Origin of the sequence: Paraburkholderia monticola (assembly GCF_001580545.1) — a bacterium.
Taxonomy (GTDB): Bacteria; Pseudomonadota; Gammaproteobacteria; order Burkholderiales; family Burkholderiaceae; genus Paraburkholderia; species Paraburkholderia monticola.
In genome coordinates, this window is record NZ_LRBG01000036.1 from 79,590 (window position 1) to 101,510 (window position 21,921).

The window sequence follows — 21,921 nt, forward strand, 5'->3', positions numbered from 1 at the left end:
CACCGATAAAACATGCCGTCCCGGCTTCGTTCACGCGAAGCCGGCGGGCACGGCTACGTCCTCACTTTGACGAAGGAACGTGTATGGCCATCAAGCAAACCGGCGACATCGCCGCGCACCGCCTGTCGTCCGAACAGCTGTCGTGCGAATTTGCCGATATTGCGCCGCTGCTCGACCCGACGGCTGCCGCCGCGGCTGCGAGCCGCTGTCACTACTGTTACGACGCGCCGTGCGTGCAGGCCTGTCCGACACAGATCGACATTCCGGGCTTCATCCGCAAGATCGGCAACGGCAATCTGAAGGGCGCCGCCACCGATATTCTTTCTGCAAATCCATTGGGCGGCATGTGCGCGCGCGTGTGCCCGACGGAGATCCTTTGCGAAGGCGCCTGCGTGCGCAATCATCAGGACGCGCAGCCGGTGGCGATCGGCGCGTTGCAACGTCATGCAACCGATTGGGCGATGGCGCGCGATGCCGTGCAATTCAAACGCGCGGCGGCAAGCGGGCGGCACGTGGCCGTCGTCGGCGCGGGACCGGCGGGACTTGCGTGCGCGCATCGTCTTGCAGTGGCGGGTCATCGCGTGACGATCTACGACGCGCGCGCCCAAGGCGGCGGCCTCAACGAGTATGGAATCGCCGCCTACAAGACCGTCGATGACTTCGCGCAGCGGGAAGTGCAGTGGCTGTTGTCGGTAGGTGGAATCGAGTTGAAGACTGGCGTCGCGTTGGGCCGCGATATCACACTCGATACGCTGCGGCAGCAACACGACGCCGTGTTTCTTGCGGTCGGACTCGCTGGTGTGCGCGCTTTGGAACTCGAAGGCGAGACGCTCGACGGCGTGATGAACGCCGTCGATTTCATCGAACAGGTGCGTCAGGCAAAAGACCTGTCGACGGTGCCGGTCGGGCGCCGCGTGGTCGTGATCGGCGGCGGCAATACGGCTGTCGATGCAGCCGTGCAAAGCCGCAAGCTCGGCGCGACGAGCGTGACGATGGTGTATCGGCGCGGCGTCGAATCGATGAGCGCGACATGGGCCGAGCGCGAATTCGCGCAGAAGCAGGGCGTGACGCTGATCACGCATGCGAAGCCGGTGCGCCTGGTCGGTAGTGATGGATCCGTGACGGGCGTCGAATTCGAGCGCGCCGTAGATGGTCGCGGCGTGGAGCGCTTCACAGTGGAAGCCGACATGGTGCTCAAGGCAATCGGTCAGACGCTGGTATCCGTCGGGCTCGATCATGAACTGTTGACGCTCGATCAAAGCCGCATTGCGGTCGATGCGGACATGCGTACGTCGTTGGACAAGGTCTGGGCGGGCGGCGATTGTGCGGCATCGGGCGGCGTCGATCTGACCGTCCAGGCCGTGCAGGACGGCAAGCTCGCGGCGGCATCGATCGATGCGGCTTTCGCGCTCGCGGCCGTCAAGGCGGCCTGAAACCCCAACGCGAGCGAACGCACTCGACGTCACACAAAAATCGAATCCCCACGGAGCCGAACATGGCCGATCTACGTTGCACGATTGCCGGCATTACTTCGCCGAATCCTTTCTGGCTCGCCTCCGCGCCGCCGACCGACAAAGCCTATAACGTGAACCGCGCATTCGAGGCGGGCTGGGGCGGGGTCGTGTGGAAGACGCTCGGGCTCGATCCGCATGTGGTCAACGTCAGTTCGCGTTACGGCGCGGTGCAATGGAACGGTCAGCGCATCGCCGGCCTGAACAACATCGAACTGATCACCGACCGTCCGCTCGACGTCAATCTGCGCGAAATCAGGGAGGTCAAGCGCGACTGGCCCGACCGTGCGCTGATCGTCTCGCTGATGGTGCCTTGCAATGAGCACGACTGGAAATGGATTCTGCCGCTCGTCGAGGATACCGGCGCCGATGCGGTCGAACTGAACTTTGGTTGTCCGCACGGGATGAGCGAGCGCGGCATGGGTTCGGCGGTCGGCCAGGTGCCCGAGTATGTCGAGATGGTCACGCGCTGGGTGAAGGAAGGCACGAAGCTGCCGTGTCTCGTGAAGCTCACGCCGAACATCAGCGACATCCGCATGGGCTCGCGTGCCGCGTACAAGGGCGGCGCGGACGGCGTGTCGCTGATCAATACGATCAACTCGATCGTCGCGGTCGATCTCGACCAGATGGCGCCGATGCCGACCGTCGACGGCAAGGGCACGCACGGCGGCTATTGCGGTCCCGCCGTGAAGCCGATTGCGCTGAACATGGTCGCTGAAATCGCGCGCGACCCGGAAACACCGAATCTGCCGATCTCTGGCATCGGCGGCATTTCGTCGTGGCGCGATGCGGCCGAGTTCATGGTGCTGGGCGCCGGCAGCGTGCAGGTGTGCACGGCGGCGATGCACTATGGCTTTCGCATCGTCTCCGATCTCGCGGACGGCCTGTCGAACTGGATGGACGAAAAAGGCTACGCGACGCTCGACGATATCCGCGGCCGCGCCGTGCAGAACGTCACCGACTGGAAGTATCTGAATCTCAAGTACGACATCAAGGCGCGCATCGATCAGGACAAGTGCATCCAGTGCGGCCTCTGCCATATTGCCTGCGAGGACACCTCGCACCAGGCGATCACGCGTGAGAAAGACGGCAAGCGGCATTTCGAAGTGATCGATGCGGAATGCGTCGGGTGCAATCTTTGCATGCATGTCTGCCCGGTCGAGCAATGCATCACGATGGAGCGTGTCGATAGCGGCGAATATGCGAACTGGACCACGCATCCGAACAATCCGGCGCGGGTCATAGCGGACGCACCAGAATCGACCGATGCACAACAGACGGCCAAAGCAGCCTGAAAAAGGCGGCACCCACAGTCAACGAGCGTTCAAGTGGAGATCCATCGATGAAGCAGACAGCGCAATCCGCCGACGCGTCTCACGCACCCCCCGCGGCCGGCGCGCACGGCAGCAGTCTCTATAACGAAGACCTCGCACCGACGGGTCCGGCGCAGCGCACATGGAGGTGGTATCACTTCGCCGCGTTGTGGGTCGGCATGGTGATGAACATCGCGTCGTACATGCTCGCGGCCGGTTTGACGGAGCAGGGCATGTCGCCGTGGCAGGCGGTGTTGACGGTGTTGCTCGGCAATATGATCGTGCTGGTGCCGATGCTTCTGATCGGACACGCGGGCGCCAAGCACGGCATTCCGTACGCGGTGCTCGTGCGTTCGTCGTTCGGCACGCAGGGCGCGAAGCTGCCCGCGCTGCTGCGCGCGATCGTCGCGTGCGGCTGGTATGGCATCCAGACGTGGCTCGGCGGCAGCGCGATCTTTACGCTGCTCAACATCCTGACGGGTAATGCGTTGCATGGCCCGGCGCTGCCGTTCCTCGATATCTCGATCGGTCAGCTCGCGTGCTTCCTCGCGTTCTGGGCGTTGCAGATCTACTTCATCGTGCATGGCACCGATTCGATCCGCAGGCTCGAAAGCTGGTCCGCGCCGATCAAGGTCGTGATGTGCATTGCGCTGGTGTGGTGGGCAACTTCGAAAGCGGGCGGCCTCGGCTCGATGCTGTCGGCGCCGTCGCAGTTCGCGCCCGGGGGCAAGAAAGAGGGGCTGTTCTGGTTGACGTTCTGGCCGAGCCTGACCGCGATGGTCGGCTTCTGGGCGACGCTCGCGCTGAATATCCCTGATTTCACGCGCTTTGCGAAGACACAGCGCGATCAGGTCGTCGGCCAGACGATCGGCTTGCCCGTGCCGATGGCGCTGCTGTCGATGATTTCGGTCGTGGTCACGTCGGCCACCGTCGTGATCTACGGCAAGGCGATCTGGGACCCGATCGATCTGACGAGCCGGATGACGGGGATCGGCGTCGGCGTTGCGCTGATCATCCTCACGCTCGATACGATGGGCTGCAATCTCGCCGCGAATCTCGTGGGCCCTGCCTACGACTTTTCGAGCCTGTGGCCGAAGCGCGTTTCGTATCGCACCGGCGGCCTGATGACGGCGAGCCTTGCGATCGTGATGATGCCGTGGAAGATTCTCGCGACGACACAGGGCTACATCTTCGTTTGGCTCGTCGGCTATTCGGCGCTGCTGGGTCCTGTCGCGGGCATCCTGATGGTCGACTACTTCTTCATTCGCGGCACGCGGCTCAACTCGCGCGAACTGTTCGACGAGAGCGGCGAATACAGCTATACGGGCGGCTGGAACATGGCCGCCGTCGTCGCGCTCGCGATCGGCGTGCTGCCCAATCTGCCGGGCTTTCTGCACACGGCGTTTCCCGCATCGTTCCCGAACGTGCCGGGGTTCTTCAACACGCTCTACACATACGCGTGGTTCGTGGGACTGGCGCTCGCATCGATCGTGTACGGCACATGGATGAAGCTGCGCCGCAGTCCGGGCGCGAGCATGGCGAACGCGTGAATGACGTGATCTGACGAAGGAGGAGGCAACAGATGACAACCCTGATTCGCGGCGGCACGGTGATCGATTCCGACCGCATGTACAGAGCCGACGTGTTGATCGCGGACCCGCAGGACGGCGGCACGATCCTGCAGATCGAGCGCACGATCGATCCGCCCGCGGGCGCGAAGGTCGTCGATGCGCACGACCAGTACGTGATGCCCGGCGGCATCGATCCGCACACGCACATGGAGCTGCCGTTCATGGGCACGACGGCCAGCGACGATTTCTATACGGGCACGGCCGCGGGCCTGTCGGGCGGCACGACGAGCATCATCGACTTCGTGATTCCGAGCCCGAAGCAGCCGTTGATGGACGCATTCAAGGAGTGGCGCGGCTGGGCGGAGAAGGCCTCGGCCGATTACGGCTTTCACGTGGCCGTGACCTGGTGGGACGACTCGGTCTATCGCGACATGGGCACGCTGGTGCAAGAGCACGGCGTGTCGAGCTTCAAGCACTTCATGGCCTACAAGAACGCGATCATGGCCGATGACGAAGTGCTCGTGAACAGCTTCTCGCGATCGCTCGAACTCGGCGCGCTGCCGACCGTGCATGCGGAGAACGGCGAGCTCGTGTTCCAGTTGCAAAAGCAGCTATTGGCGAAAGGCTTCAGGGGACCGGAGGCGCATCCGCTGTCGCGTCCGCCCGAAGTGGAGGGCGAGGCGGCCAATCGCGCGATCCGCATCGCGCAGGTGCTCGGCGTGCCTGTGTACATCGTGCATGTCTCCTCGAAAGAGGCGGTCGAAGCGATATCGCGCGCGCGCAACGAAGGGCAGCGCGTGTTCGGTGAAGTGCTGCCGGGGCATCTGGTGATCGATGAATCCGTGTATCGCGACCCCGACTGGACGCGTGCCGCCGCGCATGTGATGAGCCCGCCGTTTCGCACCAGCGAGCATCGCGAGGCGCTGTGGCGTGGCCTGCAAGCGGGCCAGTTGCACACGACGGCCACCGACCACTGCGTATTCTGCGCATCGCAGAAGGCGATGGGACGCGAGGACTTCACGAAGATCCCGAACGGCTGTGGTGGCGTCGAAGACCGGATGTCGGTGCTATGGCACGAGGGCGTAAATCACGGACGCATCACGCCGAACGAGTTCGTGCGCATCACGTCGACGAATGCCGCGCAGATTTTCAATCTGTATCCGCGCAAAGGGGCTGTGCAGGTGGGCGCCGACGCGGATCTCGTGATCTGGGACCCGGCGGCGACGAAGACGATCTCGGTGAAGACGCATCATCAGAAGGTCGACTTCAACGTCTTCGAAGGGATGACGGTGCAGGGCGTGGCGATGCACACGTTCACACGCGGCGCGCATGCGTGGGCGGACGGCGATCTGCGCGCGCAGCGTGGCGCGGGACAGTACCTGAAGCGCCCGCCGAACGCTGCCTACTACGACGCGGTGCGGGTCGCGAACAAACTGAAGGAGCCGCACCCCGTCGAACGCTGAGCAGGCCTACGCGACCTTGCGAGGCAATTCCACTTGACCCGAAGCGCCGGCGCTCAGCCCGGCGCGATCCGACTCAGGCACCTCGCCCGCCCGGCGATGGATGTCGTGGGTGACGAAGCCTTGCTCGCGGCTCGGCACCGCGAACCAGTCGGGATGAGAAAACGAGGCGCGAATGTCGTCGAGACCGCTCGACCAGTGCTCCTTCATGGTGTCGGCGCTGAACTCGTAGTCCTTGTAATGCCCTTCGTAGGGCTTGTTCTTGTAGATCAGGTGCACCACGTTGATCGACGATCCATCGGCCACGGTCTCCGCGAGCTGGAACAGGGGATCGCTGCGGCGCGCCTCGGCCGGTACGCGCTCGAGTAGCTCCTTGATGAAGCGCGCATGTTTCTGCCGGTCGGCCAGCATATTGGTGACGGCGCGCGTGCGGCTCGAATATTGAATGTCCTTGGCACGTTCGGCCACGTCCATGAAATTGGCCGGCGCCTGTCCGCTGGCGCTCCATAGATCGACCTGGAATACGAGTGTGTCTTTGTGGTCTGCGTCGCGAAGCACCTCGGTGAGCGGTGTGTTCGACACGAGGCCGCCGTCCCAGTAGTACTCGCCGTCGATCTCCACCGCCGGGAAGCCGGGCGGCAGCGCGCCCGAGGCCATGAAATGCTCGGGCTCGAGCCGCATTTTCGCGTTGTCGAAATACACGAGATTGCCGCTGCGCACGTTCACGGCACCGACCGAAACGCGGATCGGGCCATCGTTGATGCGATCGAAATCGGCGAAGCGTTGCAGCGTCGCTTTCAGGGCGGCGGTGTCATAGTAGCTGACCGAGGTCGGCAGCTCCCGGTGCCAGCCCGCGATGGGCAGGGGTCTGCGCGGCGCGAAGAAACCCGGCTGGCCCTCGACGAGCGCCCGGCCCGCGGCCCACATGCTGGCCCAACGGCGGGACAGCTCGTGATGGCCGAGCAGTGGCAGCGCAAGCGAGCCGAGGTTGCCGAACCAGTCGACCGGATGGCAGATCGACTCCCAGAAGCCGCGCAGCGCTTCGACACGCCGCGCCGGCTCGTTGCCCGCGATGATCGCCGTATTGAGCGCGCCGATCGACACGCCCGCGATGCGATGCGGTTCCACGCCCGCGTGCGCGAGCCCCTCGAACACGCCGGCCTGATAGGAGCCGAGCGCGCCGCCGCCCTGCAGGACGAGAGCGATCTCGTCGTAGCGCGGCAGATCAAACGGCTTGCGCTCCGTGCGTACGATCGTATTGCTGCTGCGCATACGTTCTCCTTTTTTTCTTTGGTTAGTGCATCGACCAGCCGTGCGTGACGAGCACCGATTGACCCGTCAACGCCGTCGATCCGAAGCCCGCGAGGAACGCGACCGTGTTCGCCACGTCGTCGAGCGAGGTGAACTCGCCGTCGACGGTCTCCCTGAGCATCACGTTCTTGATGACGTCGGCTTCCGAAATGCCGAGCGCCTTGGCCTGCTCCGGAATCTGCCGGTCGACGAGCGGCGTGCGCACGAAGCCCGGGCACACGACGTTGGCGCGCACGCCGCGCGGGCCGCCTTCCTTCGCGACCACGCGCGCGAGGCCGAGCAGGCCATGCTTCGCGGTCACATAAGCGGCCTTCAGTTTCGACGCCTCATGCGAATGCACTGAGCCCATATAGACGATCGAGCCGCCCTTGCCGCTGGCATACATATGCTTCAGCGCGGCCTTGGTGGTGAGAAACGCGCCATCGAGATGGATCGCGAGCATCTTCTTCCAGTCGGCGAACGGAAACGCCTCGATGGGGCTGATGATCTGGATGCCGGCGTTCGAGACGAGCACGTCGATCCCGCCCAAAACTTCCGCCGCTTCGTTGATGCCGGCGTTCACGGCTTCTTCGTTGGTCACGTCCATCTCCACCGCGAGCGCTTTACCGCCCGCGGCCACAATGCTGTCAGCGACCTGTTTCGCGTTCGCGAGATTGAGGTCCGCGATCACGACCGCCGCACCCTGGCTCGCAAATGTGCGCGCGCAATGTTCGCCAATGCCGCTCGCGGCACCCGTGATAACTGCAACTTTACCGTTCAACGACATGGGTACTCCTTATGAATCTGGAAAACATAAATCGATCAGGCGAGCGCGGCCTCGGATTCGTCCAACGCGGTGCGGTTGCGCGGTACCTCGGCGAGATAGTCGAAAGCGACTTCGCCGATATCGAGCGTGAGGTCGGCGATCACGTGACGCGCGCCCACCACGCGGCGTACCGGCAGATCGGCGACGGGTGCAAGCGCGTGCGGATGCAATTCGAGTGCGGCCGGCCCGCTCCATGCGCCATGCACCGTCACGTCGCGCAGATAGAAACGCACGAGTTCGCAAACGCGCGCCGTGCCATCGACATGCGGAATGATCTTGAGCAGATAGTTGGGTGTGTCGGCGAGCTTGTGGCGCTCGTCCTCGCTGTTGAGAACGTGATGCTTGTAGCCCATCGTGCCCGTGGCGATACGCTGCGTGCCGTAGTCGAGTGTGCCAAGCAGCGTGTCGTTGCCATCGACGGCGAGCACGGGGCGCGCGAGCTTCTTCGGAAAGCCCCAGATTTCGCGGCCACCTGCGATCGGGCCTTCGTCGTCGAGATACATCGAATGCGTGTAATTGCCGAGGCGCCCTTGCGGATCGCGCACGGAGATCACCTGACCGCTTTCGGTGTAATCGCCGAAACCCGATGAATCGGGCATGCGGATAAATTCGTAGTGGACGAGATTGTTTTCAGGCCGAAGCGGCGCTGGCACGATAGCGCGCAAAGCATCGGGATCGGTCTCGTACGAAATGATGAAATATTCGCGATTGACGAAGCGAAACGGGGGCCGCGGGTACGCGGGATTGTGCATCGGCATCGCGAACGCTTCGCGACGGATTTTTGCCAGATCCATACGACTGTCCTCCAGGCTGAACTGCGTAAATGCGTCGGGACAGATCTTAGAGGTAAACCATGAGTGGTGGAATTTTTGAGATGCAACACACTGTTTCCGATTCGTTAACTGAAAATCAGTTTGAAAGGAATGGGGTGGTTTTTCTCGGGTTTCATTCGCTTGATCTTCAGACGCGAATGCGGAATTTCCTCGAATAATCGAGGGATTAACGTCGATGAGGGAGCAGACGTCGAGAAATGAAACTCAAAATGCGCAATAGACTCGTGCGCCGGATGGGGCGAGGAGCCTGAGTTATTGCACTGCCAATTGCAAAGGGGACGCAAAGCCGGCTGTCGCCGATCGCGACAGCACAGGAATCGCTTTTCTAGCCCGCCGCGATGAGCAGCGCGATTACACCCACCAGGCCCAAAACGACAATGCCATATCCGACGTGAAGGTAACGGGCCTGCCGCTTGTAGCGCGCGGTGTACATCGGCGCGAAATCCTTCATACGCTGGCCAAAGACGCTGATTGGGTTTGCCGCATGTTCGGCGTACCGGTCGCGGTTGCGCTCATAGATGAGGCGTTGCGACTCCGCGACCTTGTCCTGTTCCACCCGGTCGGTCGAGCGCGAGCTTTTCTTGATGCGGTGGAGGTAGAGCGGCTCCTTGATGTACTGGACATGGGACTCTGGGCGCAACATGCGCACATAGAATTCCCAGTCTTCGAAGCCGTAGAACATTTCAGGCGAGTAGCCGCCCGCGCGCAGGAACGCCTCGCGGCGGTACATCGTCGTGTTGACGAGCATGTTTTGCCACAGCAGCTTCTCATAGCTGTATTCGGGCAAGCGCTCCACCTTGCGACTCTCCCCAAAGCGCTGCGTGCCGGTATGCACGAGCACGGTGTCGGGGAACGCCTCGAAGCACTCCACCGCGAGTCGGAGATAATCGGAGTGAATCTTGTCGTCGCCATCGAGAGGCACAAAGAGCGTGCCGCGCGCCTGGGCGAAACCGACGTTGCGCGCTGCCGCGACGCCACCGTTTTCCTTGGAAAGCGACGAGAACCGGCGATCTTTCTTCACGTATTCCTGGATGATGGCTTGCGAGCCGTCAGTAGAGCCGTCATTAACGACGATGCATTCCCAGTCGCTATAGGATTGGGCGAGCACCGATTCGAGCGCGTCAGCAATGAAGGCTTCCTGATTGAAGCAGGGGACAACGATGGAGACTGTAGGCATTGGGCAATGGAATTTTTTCCGGCCGCTTTGCTGCGGCTTGAGAGGATGCCACGAAGTTTAACCGATCGACACCTTGGGGCTTGCCCCGGGGCGATGTGAGGGGTTGAGACCCACTTGCTAACGGCTCTGATGCAACCAGGTCCACCGGAGGAGTTTGGTTCAACCAGAAGGAATTGCTCATCGGGCAGACAGGGCCGAACGGTGTGTCCGCAGTCCTGCAGGCGCGGGGCCCATTAATGAGTGCTGGGGCAGCCTTGCATGCCGCATCGGTGAGGGCGCCGCACTGGTCCTTCCGGTAGTCCGACAGCGCTCCATGCTGAGCGCGTCGCTTGCCAGAAGGCGCCGACGGCGCCTGTCGATTTCACTGGACATGGGAGTCACTCCGCATGCGACACGCGACATCAACGCTGGGCGGTTTGCACAGGCGAGCGCAAAGTCCTGAACGCGGCCCTGATCTCTTGCGAAAAGAGTTGAGGCTGTTCCCATGCCGCGAAGTGACCGCCCTTGTTCACTTCGTTGAAGTAGATGAGCTTGTGGTAGCTTCGCTCGGTCCAGCTGCGCGGCGCCTGATAAATCTCGCCGGGGAACACGGTGACCGCCGCGGGAATCGAGATGTCGACGGCATTGAAGTTATTCGCGTTGTTGGTCCAGTAGAGCTGCGCCGCCGACGTCGACGTGTTGGTCAGCCAGTACAACGTGATGTCGTCGAGCATCTCGTCTTTAGTCAACGCGCGCTCGGGATCGCCACCGCTATAGGTCCAGTCGGCGAACTTGTCGTACATCCACGCGGCCTGGCCGACCGGCGAATCGGCAAGCGCGTAGCCGACGGTCTGCGGCCGCGTCACCATCATCGCAGCGTAACCGCCGCCCCGCGTGTAGAGATTGTCGAGCGATCGATAGGCCGCCGTTTCCTTTGCGTTGAGCCCGGCCGGCGGGGGATCACCCGCCTTCAACGATTTCGCGATTTCCGGCGGCACCGTCGCCGGCATGTTGACGTGAATGCCGAGCAATCCCGGCAGTTTCTGTTCCGCCATCTTGTCGGCGATCACCGAGCCCCAGTCGCCGCCTTGCGCCACATAGTGTTGATAGCCGAGCCGATGCATCAGCTCATCCCACGCGCGTGCAATGTGATCAGGTGTCCAGTCGGAAGTCTTTGGCTTGCCGGAGAAGCCGTAGCCGGGCATAGACGGCAGCACGAGATCGAACGAATCGTCGGCGCGTCCGCCGTAGGCCGCGGGATCCGTCAGCGGCCCGATCACCTTCAATTCCTCGAGCACCGATCCCGGCCAGCCATGCGTCATGATCAGCGGCAGCGCGTTCGGGTTCTTTGAGCGCACCCAGATGAAATGAATATCGACGCCGTCGATGGTGGTGACGTATTGCGGTAACGCGTTCAGCTTCGCCTCCGCGCGTCGCCAGTCATAGCCATTGCCCCAATAGCTGACGAGGGCCTGCAACCGCGCGAGTTGCGCGCCTTGCGATCGGTCCGTGACCGTTTCGGCGTCCGGCCAGCGCGTCGCGGCGATCCGCTGGCGTAGATCGGCGAGTTGCGCGTCGGAGATGTGTGCCTTGAACGGGCGAATGGACGCATCCTCGGCGGTCGCGGTCGCGGGTGCGGTCGCAGTAGCAGGGGCGTCGGCGGCACGGGTGGGCGCAATGGTGTTGGCGAGCGCTGCCCCCGCAACGGCGGCGGTGATGACGGTGAATTTCAAGCCTTTCATGATGATGATTTCCTGACCTGAGAACGAATGAACGAGAACTAGAATGGAGATGGATGGCTCAATCGATGTACTAACGATGTTGCTTGAACGCTCGATCGGGTTCCGCGTTTCCATAGTGCAGTTATATGGCCCGCCGCCGATGTCGCAAAGGACGTAGAACCTACGTTTTCAGGACGTGATCAAAGGAGTCGCCATGCCGGCAATCGCATTCGTCGTTTTCGACGGGTTCAACGCGATGGCGCTCGCCGCACAACCGGTGTTCTCGTCCGCCAATGCGAAGGTTGGCGACGCGTACTACGAGACCCTCACGCTGTCCGAACATGGCGCGCCGGTTCGACCGATCGGCGGTCCCACGGTCATGACCGAGCCGTTCGGCGATCGCACGTTCGACACGGTCATCTTCGCGGGCGGTGAACCGGATGAGATGCACGCGTCGCCGGGCCTGCTCGCCTTCGTGCGCCATAGCGCGGCAACGGCACGGCGGGTCGCGTCGATCTGCACCGGCGCGTTCGTGCTCGGGGAGGCGGGCTTGCTGGATGGCCGTCGTGTGACCACCCACTGGCGGTACGCGCGTAGTCTGGGTGAGCGCTATCCGAAGGTGCGCGTCGAAGAGGACCGGATCTTTGTGATCGATGGCCCGGTGTGGACATCGGCTGGAATGACAGCGGGAATCGACCTCGCGCTCGCGATGGTCGAAGCGGATCTCGGTATGGATCTCGCGCGAGCGGTGGCGCAAGCGCTCGTCGTTTCTTATCGCCGCGCGGGTGGACAATCGCAGCATTCCGCGCTGCTCGAAATGGACGCGAAGTCGGACCGCATTCAATCCGCGCTGAGCTACGCGAAGAAGAATCTTGCGCAGCCGCTATCGGTGGAGCACCTGGCCGAGGTCGCGCGGCTCAGTCCGCGCCAGTTCAGCCGCGCGTTTCGTGCGGAGACGGGACAGTCGCCCGCGAAGGCCATCGAACGATTGCGTCTGGAGGCCGCGCGGCTGATGCTCGAACGAAGCCGCCATTCGGTCGAACAGATCGCGCAACAGACTGGCTTTTCCGACTCGAGACGGATGCGCGAGGCTTTCACCCGTGCGTTCGGTCAGCCGCCTCAGGCGATTCGCCGAATCGGCCGCGCGCTGGCGGCGTGACAGCGCGGTCGCACGGTTTGTCGGCGGATCTGCTCTCCCCGCAACTCACGCGCGATGCGCTCGGAGCGACGGCCGCCATATCACGATCGCCCGGCGACCCCAGCGGACACCTGATGCAGCGAAGCAATCCTGATGCGCGAGACGAGCCACGCTGCCAGCACGAACCAACCGGCCGCGATGACGAACGCTGCGATGTAGGCGGGCGCGGCACCAGCAAACCCCTTGATCCATGACAGCAGCCATCCGGTCATGGCAGGGCCAAGGATCTGCGGGAGCACCATCGACACTTGCCAGATGCCCATGTCCTTGCCGCTGGACGCATCGTCTGGCAGGACTTGCAGCGCCAGGGCCCAGTCGACGGCCTGGTAGCTTCCGTAAGCGGTGCAGAAAACCAGCCCGACCGCGATCACGAGCCATAGATTCGGATGCAACGCCAGCAGGACAAAACCGATTGCCGCACCGGCCAGAATCCAGCTTGAAAAGCGGACGACGGGAACGACGCCATGGCGGTCGGCGAGCCGTGCACCCAGCAGGCTGGCCGGGATCGCCAGCACCACGCCGACACCAAGCAGCGCATTCAACAGATTGGTCGGATGACGAATGCCGATCACGTCCTGCAGGTAGTACAACAGGAACGTGAAAATCGACCAGATTCCCATGTTGCCGAACAGCCGGGTGACCAGCACCCAGTAGAAGTTCTGATGAAGTCGTGGATCGAGATAGAACGAGCGGATGAACGCGAAAAGCTCGAACGGATCGCGGGGTTTGGCGGGCGTCGGCTCGCGCGCACCGCGAATCGTCAGCCAAAGGCAGAGCACCATGATCCCGATGAACGTGGCCACCGTGGGATACAGGTGACCCGGAGAAAAGAGCACAACGAGCACCAGATTGCCAGCGATGGTGCCGAGCACGGTCATCACGTTGAGCCACGCGCTCGCGCGGTTGGCTTCCTGTTTCGGCACGACATCGGGCACGAGCCCGGCGTACGGACCCGCCGCCCAGTTCCACCAGAATTGCAGATGCAGGAACGCGAGGGCATACAGCCATACGCTCCCCGCGCCGTTGAATGAAGCAAGCCATACCAGCGCGGCCGAGATGCCGAACACACCGGTGATCAGAAACGGTCGCCGACGTCCCCGTTTTGCAGAGCAGCGATCCGACAGCGCGCCGGCCAGCGGCGCCATGACCATCGCAACGAAAGCGCCGGATGCAATGACCGAGCCGGTAATGCCTTCCTTTAATGCGGCATCGCGTCCGAGCATGTCGGCGACCTGGGCGGGCACGAGCACCGGAACGACCGTCATCCATTGGGTGAAGAGCGCAAACCACAACGACGCGATCTGTATGTGACTGAGCGTCGACAGGCGAGGGGTCGGCGCACCGGTCGACGCATTCACGATTGGACTGGATACGGTCATGTCAGAAGTCCATGAGCGTCAGACAGCCATCCCGACACCTCCTGGAGGAGGCAAGCGCGGCGCCCGCTGTACGCTGGTCAAAGACAATGGGGCGTCGTGCGTTTTGCCCCGCTCAATGCTTCGTTCTTCGCGAACCTGTCGAGAAATCAATAAAACACTGGTCTGGCTTATGCAAGCGAGCGTCGGTCAGGCGATCAGTAGGTCTGGTCTGCAATCACCGCGGCCACCTTCGCCAAAGAGTGCTCGATCGTCGACAGGCTGACTGAACCCAGCGCGAGCCGGAGCGCGTGAGGAGCCTGCGTCGACACGGAAAACGCGTGCGCCGTCGACACCGCGATCCGTTCGTTTCTCAGCGCCATCGCGATTGCATCGGCACGAACCTCTTGCGGCAGCGGAAGCCAGAGAAAGTACGACGCGGGATGTCCGATGCGTTTCAGACGGCCCAGCACACGCGCCGCGATCGCCTGGCGCTGCATGGCATCGCGGCGCTTGTCGGCTTCGAGCCTGGCGACCGTGCCGTCCTCGATCCAGCCACACGCAATCGACGTCAGCATCGCGGGAGTATTCCACGTCGTCGCACGGATGGCTCGCTCGATTTTGGGAATCCATTCGATCGGCGCGTGAACGAAGCCCACGCGCAGCCCCGTCGCCACGCTCTTCGAAAAGCTCGATACGTAGGCCGTCGTTTCCGGCGCAAGCGCGGCGAGCGGCGGTGGCGCGTTTTCCACGAGAAATGCGTAAGCCGCGTCCTCGATGATGACGAGTCCGTGTTGCCGTGCGATGGCGACGAGTTCGCGGCGTTGCGCCAGGCTCATTACCCAGCCGAGCGGATTGTGCATCGTCGGCATTGCATAGACGGCGCGCACCTTGCGTCGCTTGCACAGAGTCTCCAGCGCATTCAGATCGGGACCGTTGCGGCCGGCCGGAATCGGCACCAGTTCGAGCCGGCTCGCTTCGGCGGCCAGCTTGAAACCTGGATAGGTCAGCGCGTCGACGGCGATCACGTCGCCGGGCTCGAACAATGCCATGGCCGTCGTCGTCAGCCCGTGCTGCGCGCCGCTCACGAGCAGCACGGTCTGCGCCTGCGCTTGCAGGCCACGCACGGCCAGGTGTCGCGCGACCGTTTCGCGCTGATGGTCGCGTCCGCCATGTGGCTGGTAGCGGAGCAGCGATTCGAGGTCACCCGTGGCCGCGAGTTGGCGCAGCGCCACGCGGAAAAGATTGGCCTGCTCGGGCGAGGACGGATAGTTGAAAGTCATGTCGACCGTGTCCGCGCCCGACTCAAGCAGGTCGATGCCCTCGGCGGGCGGCAACCGCTCCTTGACGAACGTGCCTCGGCCCGTTTCGCCGCTGACGAGACCCATGGCCTGCAACTCGGCATAGACGCGTGTCGCAGTGACCAGCGCCAGACCCTCGCGCGCAGCCAATTGCCGATGCGTTGGCAGACGCGTTCCAGGACGCAGCCGTCCCGCCCTGATATCGGCGGCAATGCGGTCCACCAGGCGTTTGTAGAGAAGCTCGGGCATGGCAATGTATCCATGACAATTATTTGATTGTACTGCTTGCCAGTCCTACCATGGCGCAACACGAGTTTCTAACCGCGCGAGGACGCCATGAACATCGCCATCCTGACATTCGACGGATTCAACGAAATCGATTCGCTGCTCGCATTCAATATTTTGAACCGGATCAGGAAGCCTGCGTGGCGCGTGTCGATTGCTAGTCCCACGCCGCGCGTGCGCTCGATGAACGGTTTGGAGATCGACGCGCAAGCGTCATTGCAGGACGCCTGCGAGGCGGACGCCGTACTAGTCGGCAGTGGCATATGGACACGCGAAGTCGCAGCCGATGAGGCTCTGATGGCACAGCTCAAATTCGACCCGGAGCGCCAGTTGATCGGCGCGCAATGCTCGGGCGCGCTCGTGCTCGCGCGGTTGGGCCTGCTCGACGACGTTCCGGCATGCACGGATACGACGACTAAGCCGTGGGTCCAGGCGGCGGGTGTCGCGGTGCTCGAGCAGCCATTTGTGGCCCACCAAAACGTGGCGACGGCAGGTGGCTGCCTGTCGTCGCAGTATCTGGCGGCATGGGTGATTGCTCGCCTCGAAGGGGTTGAGGCGGCGAGCAGCGCGCTTCGCTACGTTGCGCCAGTAGGAGAAAAGGACGCGTATGTCGAACGCGCCCTCGCCAACATCAGGCCGTATCTTTGAGCGCGGGTAACTTTGATGCTGTCGATGCGGCGGCGGTCCGTGCTGTTGCCAAGCGGTGCGCCGTGTCTAAAACAGTCCTTTTATGAGCGTGTAGTGGCGTGACAGAACCGAGCAGGCATGCACAGTCTTGGACGGATTAACGGAGACATGCCCGCACATGGTGCGTGCCCGCGGATCAAGATGTCTGCCGGCATTTGTCTGCGGAAGACTCTCACGGCCTTTGCACCGAGTCCTGCTTACTGCTCACCAGTCCTTCTCCCGAAGCTAGCGGCCGAAACCGCAGCGTCCAATATGTGGACGTTTCCGTACCCTGGCTACAGATTGGCACGACTGATGCTTTGGATGGCCGGCGCCCGCCGATGATCATTCACGGCCGGCATTCAGGTGTCCATCAACAGGGGAGGCAACTTGAAACTGATAAGTGCAGTCATCAAGCCATTCAAGCTCGATGAGGCTCGTGAAGCCCTCTCATCGCTCGGCGTTTCCGGAATCACGGTGACGGAGGTCAAGGGTTTCGGGCGTCAGAAGGGGCACACCGAACTCTATCGGGGCGCAGAGTACGTCGTCGATTTCCTGCCGAAAGTGAAGATCGAGGTCGCCGTTCCCGATGACATCGTCGATCAGGCCATTGAAGCGCTCGAGCGTTCGGCGCGGACCGGCAAGATCGGTGACGGGAAGATCTTCGTGACGCCAATCGAACAGGTGATTCGAATTCGTACCGGCGAGACCGGTGCGGACGCCCTATAACGAACCCGCGACAAGAGGAAAGAGTGATGCGCAAACTGTTGATGTCATTGCTGATGGCTGGATCGTTACTCGCGTGCGGGACTGGCGCCGCACTCGCGGACGATGCCTCGGCTCCTGCGGCAGCCTCGGTGCCGGTGGCGCAGGCAGCCGCCGCGCCGGCGGCGTCGGATGCTGCCGCGGCGGCGCCGGCCGCGCCAACTGCGCCGTTCTCGGTCGATTCGTCGAAGATCAACTCCGGCGACACCGCGTGGATGCTGACCTCCACCGCGCTCGTGCTGTTCATGACGATCCCCGGTCTCGCGTTGTTCTACGGCGGCATGGTCCGCAAGAAGAACGTGCTCGCGACGCTGATGCAAAGCTTCGCGATTACCTGCGTCGTGACGATCGTCTGGACCGTGATCGGCTACAGCCTCGCGTTCACGCCAGGCGGGTCATTCATCGGCGGTCTTTCGCGCGTGATGATGCATGGCATGAACTACATCAAGGGCGACAAGGCCACGACGCTGACCGTCAGCCACCTCGCGCCGACGATCCCCGAGACGGTCTACTTCGTCTATCAGATGACCTTCGCGATCATCACGCCGGCGCTGATCACCGGTGCGTTCGCGGACCGCATGAAGTTCTCGGCGATGCTGGTGTTCATGACGCTGTGGTCGATCATCGTCTACTCGCCGATCGCGCACATGGTGTGGGAGCCGAGCGGCTGGCTGGCTAGCGCGGGCATCCTCGACTTCGCGGGCGGCACGGTGGTGCACATCAACGCCGGTATCGCGGGCCTCGTGTGCTGTCTGGTGCTCGGCAAGCGGGTCGGCTACGGCAAGGAAGCGATGGCGCCGCACAACCTGACGCTCACGCTGATCGGTGGCGCGATGCTGTGGGTGGGCTGGTTCGGCTTCAACGCAGGTTCGGCAGTGGCAGCAGACGGCCGTGCCGGTTTCGCGATGTTCGCGACGCAGGTGGCGACCGCTGCCGCCGCACTCGCCTGGATGTTCGCCGAGTGGATCGCGAAGGGCAAACCGTCGGTGCTCGGCATCGTGTCGGGTGCGGTGGCGGGTCTGGTGGCGATCACTCCGGCATCGGGTTTCGTCGGTGTGACGGGTGCACTCGTGATCGGCGTTGCAGCGGGCGTGATCTGCTGCTGGTCGGCCACATGGCTCAAGCACAAGATGGGTTACGACGATTCGCTCGATGCGTTCGGCGTGCACTGCATCGGCGGTATCGTCGGCGCGATCCTGACGGGTGTGTTCGCGGTCAAGGACATCGGCGGCGCGGACGGCGACGTGATGCTGCAGCTCAAGGGTGTCGCGACCACGCTGGTCTACAGCGGGGTGGTCTCGTTCGTCCTGCTCAAGGCGATCGACGTGGTCATGGGTCTGCGTGTCGCCGAGGAAGAAGAGCGCGAGGGGCTGGACCTGGTCCTGCATGGCGAGGCAGTCGAATAGCGGTTGCTCCGAACCTGGAACGGGTACGACGGTTGGGGTAACCCGTACCCGCAGTCATCTGTGTGACGAGGACGCGCACCTGCGTGCAGTTTGCTGCCGATGCGCGTCCGCAATGCAGAAGTCTGGAGCCAAATGATTGAGGAGGTCGTAGCCGGTTCGAGCAATCACATTTGCGCCAGCCAGCCAATGGAAAAGAATAATCCGCAGCATCTTGCCGTATTGGTTGTTCTCATTGCTCAAGTCACCCTTCTGGCGACGATCGCGTTCGCCGAGCATCTCGTCAGGCATAACCGGTTGGTCGAGGCGGGATTCGGATTCAGCTTCCTGTTTGGCCTGATCGTGTCGGTCGGTTTTCTTGGTATGTATCGGACACGCGTCGTGGAGCCGGGCTTTTGGGGCTTTCTTCTCGCTAATCCACTGCATATGGCGGTCGTCATTGCGACTGCTGGTCAGATTGTCACTATCCTGCTTGTTTAGGGTTGCCAGTGAGTCGGCCAACTCGACAGCTTGCGTTCGGTGTGATCCTTCGGTTCGGCGAGGTGGTCGACAGATCTGCGGCGTCAGGGGTCGGTCGACCATGAACGGCCCTTCCCAGATGGATTTGTTGTCCCCGTGCCTACAGCGAACCGCGAAGTCTACAGACAGTTCGCAGAAAGAGCGGCGGCCGTCTTCAAGGAGTACGGCGCGTTGAAGGTGGTCGAATGCTGGGGAGATGACGTGCCGGAGGGCAAGGTGACGTCGTTTCCAATGGCGATCAAGCGCAAGGATGATGAGACGGTGGTGTTCTCCTGGGTTGTCTGGCCGTCGCGTCAGTCGCGAGACGAAGGAATGAAAGCGGTATTGGCCGACCCGCGGCTGCAACCAGATAAAGATCCGATGCCTTTTGATGGCCAGCGGCTAATCTATGGCGGTTTCGAAGTGATTGTCGACGCGTGATGGCAGAAAAACATGGCGCCGGCTCGCGTTGAGGCGCTAGCCGACGCCGCAGCCTGGCATTGAACATCCGCGATGCAACGCGTGAATCTCCTGTCGGACTTACGCGACTCAGGGCAAGCTGTGAAGTCAGGTGTCTGGTTAGCAGCGAACGGTCGCGCGCGATGTATGAGTGAACCCAACGGGTCGGTTAGAGGCGCACGGGTTCTGACGAGCAGTCGGACTGCCACGAGAGTCGCGAGGCGGCGCTCACGCGTTGATCCAGATGCGAGCCTGCTCCAACTCGTTGACTTGGAACGCCTTGACTTCGGCCTTCGTAAAGAATCGCGCCAGATGCATCGAGGCGCGGATCCAACCCGCGTCGGCCACCACCGCGGCGCGCGTGACCTTGCGGGCCAAGGAAACACCGAGCGTAATGTCGGTCCACAGCGCCTTCGGCTCGATACCGGCGAAATGCTCTATGCGTTCCAGCACGCGGGTCTTGCCGTTCAATTCGAGATCGCCACGCATACGCTCGATGGCTTCGCGCAGGTCGTGGTCGGTGACCTTACCATCGACGGAAATTTCGATAACCGGGGAATCGGGCTCGGTGTGATACAGGATCATGGCAAGAGCACCTTAGCTGGCAGACATTACACGCTCAGGCGCGAATGAGCCTAGCGTTCGATAACGCTCTAATGCTACCGCTTTTCAGACGGCTCGGTTAGCTGGTGGCACGGCGTTCAGAGTAGCCGACGGGTGCGCTCCCGTTGGCGTCATTCCTTCCGTGCGACGTGGGCCTCCGCCTGGTCAGCCGTTCGGTTGTGGCGGGAGGAGAGACGTGCGGGGCCTCGCGGCCAGCTTGAGACATTCGACTCCGGCACATGAATCGTCGACAATTGGGGGCCGTCTACCAAGATAGACTTTGATTCATTCCTGCCAGCCTCGCGGTGCGTGCAGGCCGCGCTTATTCCAACGGAAAGTCAATCAGAACAAATGCTCCAACCGCTCCATGGACACAGTATTGTCACTCGCTGCGCGCGTATTACAGCTCATTTTACCGACCCTCGTTCTCGCAGGGATCGCTCGCCTCTCGCTAAAACTCCTGACACTCGGTCGCTATCCGAAGACTGTCCGCTGGTTGCCGGGTTGGGATGACATTGGCGTACTCGCGTTCATCGGAGCCACTGAGTGTCTCTTGGCGCTAGCCGTAGCAGTCTGGGTCTTTCATCTTTGATGGCGCTGACGTTCCTGTTGCTAATGGCGGCAGACCACAAGCGGCCCTCCGTAGGGCCGTTTTATACATTTCGCATTAGCGGCAGTGCCCGAGGAGATTGCCCCACCCAATTGTCGGGCGCTTGCCGGCCAATCGGCCGTCCAGACAATTACAATAGCGGCCGTTCAGAAATGTCCACTTTCGACACAGCGTCACCAAGGTGATGAGTATCGGCAAACTACAGTGCTACTATTGCCCAGCTTACTTAGAAAATAAAAACCAACATTGAGAGTCCGGCATGTCAACGACTTACCCACGGCTATCTCAGCAAGTGATCGAACGATGGTTAGCCCGGCCGTTCAGCGCTGAAAGCTGGGCGATAGCTATGGGAACGAGAGTTGTGATGCTCGCAGCATTTATATGCTTGTCGCTCTCTTCGCAAATCGCGTTTAGCAACATCATATTCGCTCTCACAGGGGAAAGGACGGTCGCCCATCACCCCTTAGCTGAATATTCAGCTGCAAGGCAGTTATTAGGTGGTTCCATCTTGGCACCTTTGCTCGAGACGCTCTTGGTTCAGGTAATCGGCATCTACGTATTTCGAAAAATAGTGCGGGCTAATTGGACTATCTCCTGCGTGGCAGTGGGATGCATTTTCGGGGCGATGCATGGCTATATTGACTCAGCTTTGGTGAAGCTTTCGATAACCGGAATTTTTTTGACAGCTTTATACGTGATCGAAAAAAGGAAAGAAGGGAGACCGATTATGATGACATTCGCCGCGCACAGCATCTACAACACCATCTTGTGGCTGGCCCGAAACTGAGGCCTTTACTCGATGCCAGTCACGCGGTTCCGCCCACTACAACGTCGCCAGAGATACAGCTAGCAACATCGTCCGGAACCGAGCGTCGCGGGATGACAGCAAGGAAGGTCAGGCTTGGCTTGCAGATTCAACCGGTCGGATCCGGCCTACGGCGTCGGGCGCCAGTCGGCCAGCTGCGGTCACTCGCCCGCCCCCAGAGTCGTCACTCGAAGGGCTGGTCCGCGTTGAAACCGGCCAGATACTGAAGCCATCCGCTTCTGCGTCAGAAAGGTGGCGGACCCACCTCCCAATACCGCGTCAGCGGTTTAAT

19 protein-coding genes are annotated in these 21,921 nt (G+C 62.0%); 11 read left to right on the forward strand and 8 right to left on the reverse strand.

Features of this window, described 5'->3' with window-relative positions:
• The first annotated feature begins 83 nt into the window (after positions 1–83).
• The 4 genes from CI15_RS23450 to hydA all read left to right on the forward strand — a co-directional run bounded on the left by CI15_RS23450 (position 84) and on the right by hydA (position 5,858).
• Positions 84–1,433, forward strand: coding sequence for an NAD(P)-dependent oxidoreductase (locus CI15_RS23450; RefSeq protein WP_062131866.1), 1,350 nt, complete (start codon positions 84–86; stop codon positions 1,431–1,433).
• Between the two features lie 62 nt (positions 1,434–1,495).
• On the forward strand, positions 1,496–2,806 hold the full coding sequence (preA, locus tag CI15_RS23455; protein ID WP_062131868.1) for an NAD-dependent dihydropyrimidine dehydrogenase subunit PreA: 1,311 nt from the start codon (positions 1,496–1,498) through the stop codon (positions 2,804–2,806).
• A 47-nt stretch (positions 2,807–2,853) separates the two neighbouring features.
• Complete coding sequence (locus CI15_RS23460; protein ID WP_062131871.1) at positions 2,854–4,374, forward strand: NCS1 family nucleobase:cation symporter-1; 1,521 nt, start codon at positions 2,854–2,856, stop codon at positions 4,372–4,374.
• A gap of 32 nt (positions 4,375–4,406) precedes the next feature.
• Entirely contained in the window at positions 4,407–5,858 is a 1,452-nt protein-coding gene (hydA, locus tag CI15_RS23465; RefSeq protein ID WP_062131874.1) for a dihydropyrimidinase, read from the forward strand.
• Positions 5,859–5,864: 6 nt separating this feature from the next.
• On the opposite strand, the gene CI15_RS23470 is transcribed toward hydA, so the two are convergent.
• The 5 genes from CI15_RS23470 to CI15_RS23490 form a co-directional block, all read right to left on the reverse strand.
• Positions 5,865–7,127: a DUF3734 domain-containing protein gene (locus CI15_RS23470; protein WP_062131877.1), complete on the reverse strand. Its 1,263-nt coding sequence runs from the start codon at positions 7,125–7,127 to the stop codon at positions 5,865–5,867.
• Between the two features lie 22 nt (positions 7,128–7,149).
• Positions 7,150–7,932 (reverse strand): 3-hydroxybutyrate dehydrogenase, encoded by a 783-nt coding sequence (locus CI15_RS23475; RefSeq protein WP_062131880.1) that lies wholly within the window; start codon positions 7,930–7,932, stop codon positions 7,150–7,152.
• A 35-nt stretch (positions 7,933–7,967) separates the two neighbouring features.
• Complete coding sequence (locus tag CI15_RS23480; protein ID WP_062131883.1) at positions 7,968–8,765, reverse strand: acetoacetate decarboxylase; 798 nt, start codon at positions 8,763–8,765, stop codon at positions 7,968–7,970.
• A 364-nt stretch (positions 8,766–9,129) separates the two neighbouring features.
• A complete protein-coding gene (locus tag CI15_RS23485; protein WP_062131886.1) occupies positions 9,130–9,981 on the reverse strand; it encodes a glycosyltransferase family 2 protein in 852 nt (283 codons plus the stop codon).
• Between the two features lie 401 nt (positions 9,982–10,382).
• Entirely contained in the window at positions 10,383–11,702 is a 1,320-nt protein-coding gene (locus CI15_RS23490; RefSeq protein WP_062131889.1) for an epoxide hydrolase family protein, read from the reverse strand.
• A gap of 193 nt (positions 11,703–11,895) precedes the next feature.
• On the opposite strand from CI15_RS23490, the gene CI15_RS23495 reads away from it, so the two are divergent.
• Complete coding sequence (locus tag CI15_RS23495) at positions 11,896–12,840, forward strand: GlxA family transcriptional regulator (protein ID WP_062131891.1); 945 nt, start codon at positions 11,896–11,898, stop codon at positions 12,838–12,840.
• Between the two features lie 80 nt (positions 12,841–12,920).
• On the opposite strand, the gene CI15_RS23500 is transcribed toward CI15_RS23495, so the two are convergent.
• Both CI15_RS23500 and CI15_RS23505 read right to left on the reverse strand, forming a co-directional pair.
• The gene (locus tag CI15_RS23500) at positions 12,921–14,258 is read right to left on the reverse strand and encodes an MFS transporter (protein ID WP_062131894.1); all 1,338 of its coding nucleotides are present in this window, start codon (positions 14,256–14,258) and stop codon (positions 12,921–12,923) included.
• A gap of 194 nt (positions 14,259–14,452) precedes the next feature.
• Positions 14,453–15,784, reverse strand: a complete 1,332-nt coding sequence (locus CI15_RS23505; RefSeq protein WP_062131897.1) for an aminotransferase-like domain-containing protein — start codon at positions 15,782–15,784, stop codon at positions 14,453–14,455.
• An 87-nt stretch (positions 15,785–15,871) separates the two neighbouring features.
• Between CI15_RS23505 and CI15_RS23510 the strand changes: the two genes are divergently transcribed.
• The 5 genes from CI15_RS23510 to CI15_RS23530 all read left to right on the forward strand — a co-directional run bounded on the left by CI15_RS23510 (position 15,872) and on the right by CI15_RS23530 (position 19,593).
• Complete coding sequence (locus CI15_RS23510) at positions 15,872–16,468, forward strand: DJ-1/PfpI family protein (protein ID WP_062131900.1); 597 nt, start codon at positions 15,872–15,874, stop codon at positions 16,466–16,468.
• Between the two features lie 408 nt (positions 16,469–16,876).
• Positions 16,877–17,215 carry a P-II family nitrogen regulator gene (locus tag CI15_RS23515; RefSeq protein ID WP_062131903.1) on the forward strand — a complete coding sequence of 113 codons (339 nt, stop codon included), beginning with the start codon at positions 16,877–16,879 and terminating at the stop codon, positions 17,213–17,215.
• Between the two features lie 26 nt (positions 17,216–17,241).
• A complete protein-coding gene (locus tag CI15_RS23520; protein WP_062131906.1) occupies positions 17,242–18,657 on the forward strand; it encodes an ammonium transporter in 1,416 nt (471 codons plus the stop codon).
• Between the two features lie 132 nt (positions 18,658–18,789).
• Complete coding sequence (locus CI15_RS23525) at positions 18,790–19,134, forward strand: hypothetical protein (protein ID WP_241495902.1); 345 nt, start codon at positions 18,790–18,792, stop codon at positions 19,132–19,134.
• Between the two features lie 75 nt (positions 19,135–19,209).
• Positions 19,210–19,593, forward strand: a complete 384-nt coding sequence (locus CI15_RS23530; RefSeq protein ID WP_062131909.1) for a DUF1428 domain-containing protein — start codon at positions 19,210–19,212, stop codon at positions 19,591–19,593.
• Positions 19,594–19,839: 246 nt separating this feature from the next.
• Here CI15_RS23530 and CI15_RS23535 read toward each other — a convergent pair whose 3' ends face one another.
• Complete coding sequence (locus CI15_RS23535) at positions 19,840–20,196, reverse strand: SpoIIAA family protein (RefSeq protein ID WP_062131912.1); 357 nt, start codon at positions 20,194–20,196, stop codon at positions 19,840–19,842.
• An 887-nt stretch (positions 20,197–21,083) separates the two neighbouring features.
• Between CI15_RS23535 and CI15_RS23545 the strand changes: the two genes are divergently transcribed.
• Complete coding sequence (locus CI15_RS23545) at positions 21,084–21,611, forward strand: CPBP family glutamic-type intramembrane protease (RefSeq protein ID WP_082814274.1); 528 nt, start codon at positions 21,084–21,086, stop codon at positions 21,609–21,611.
• Positions 21,612–21,921 lie beyond the last annotated feature (310 nt).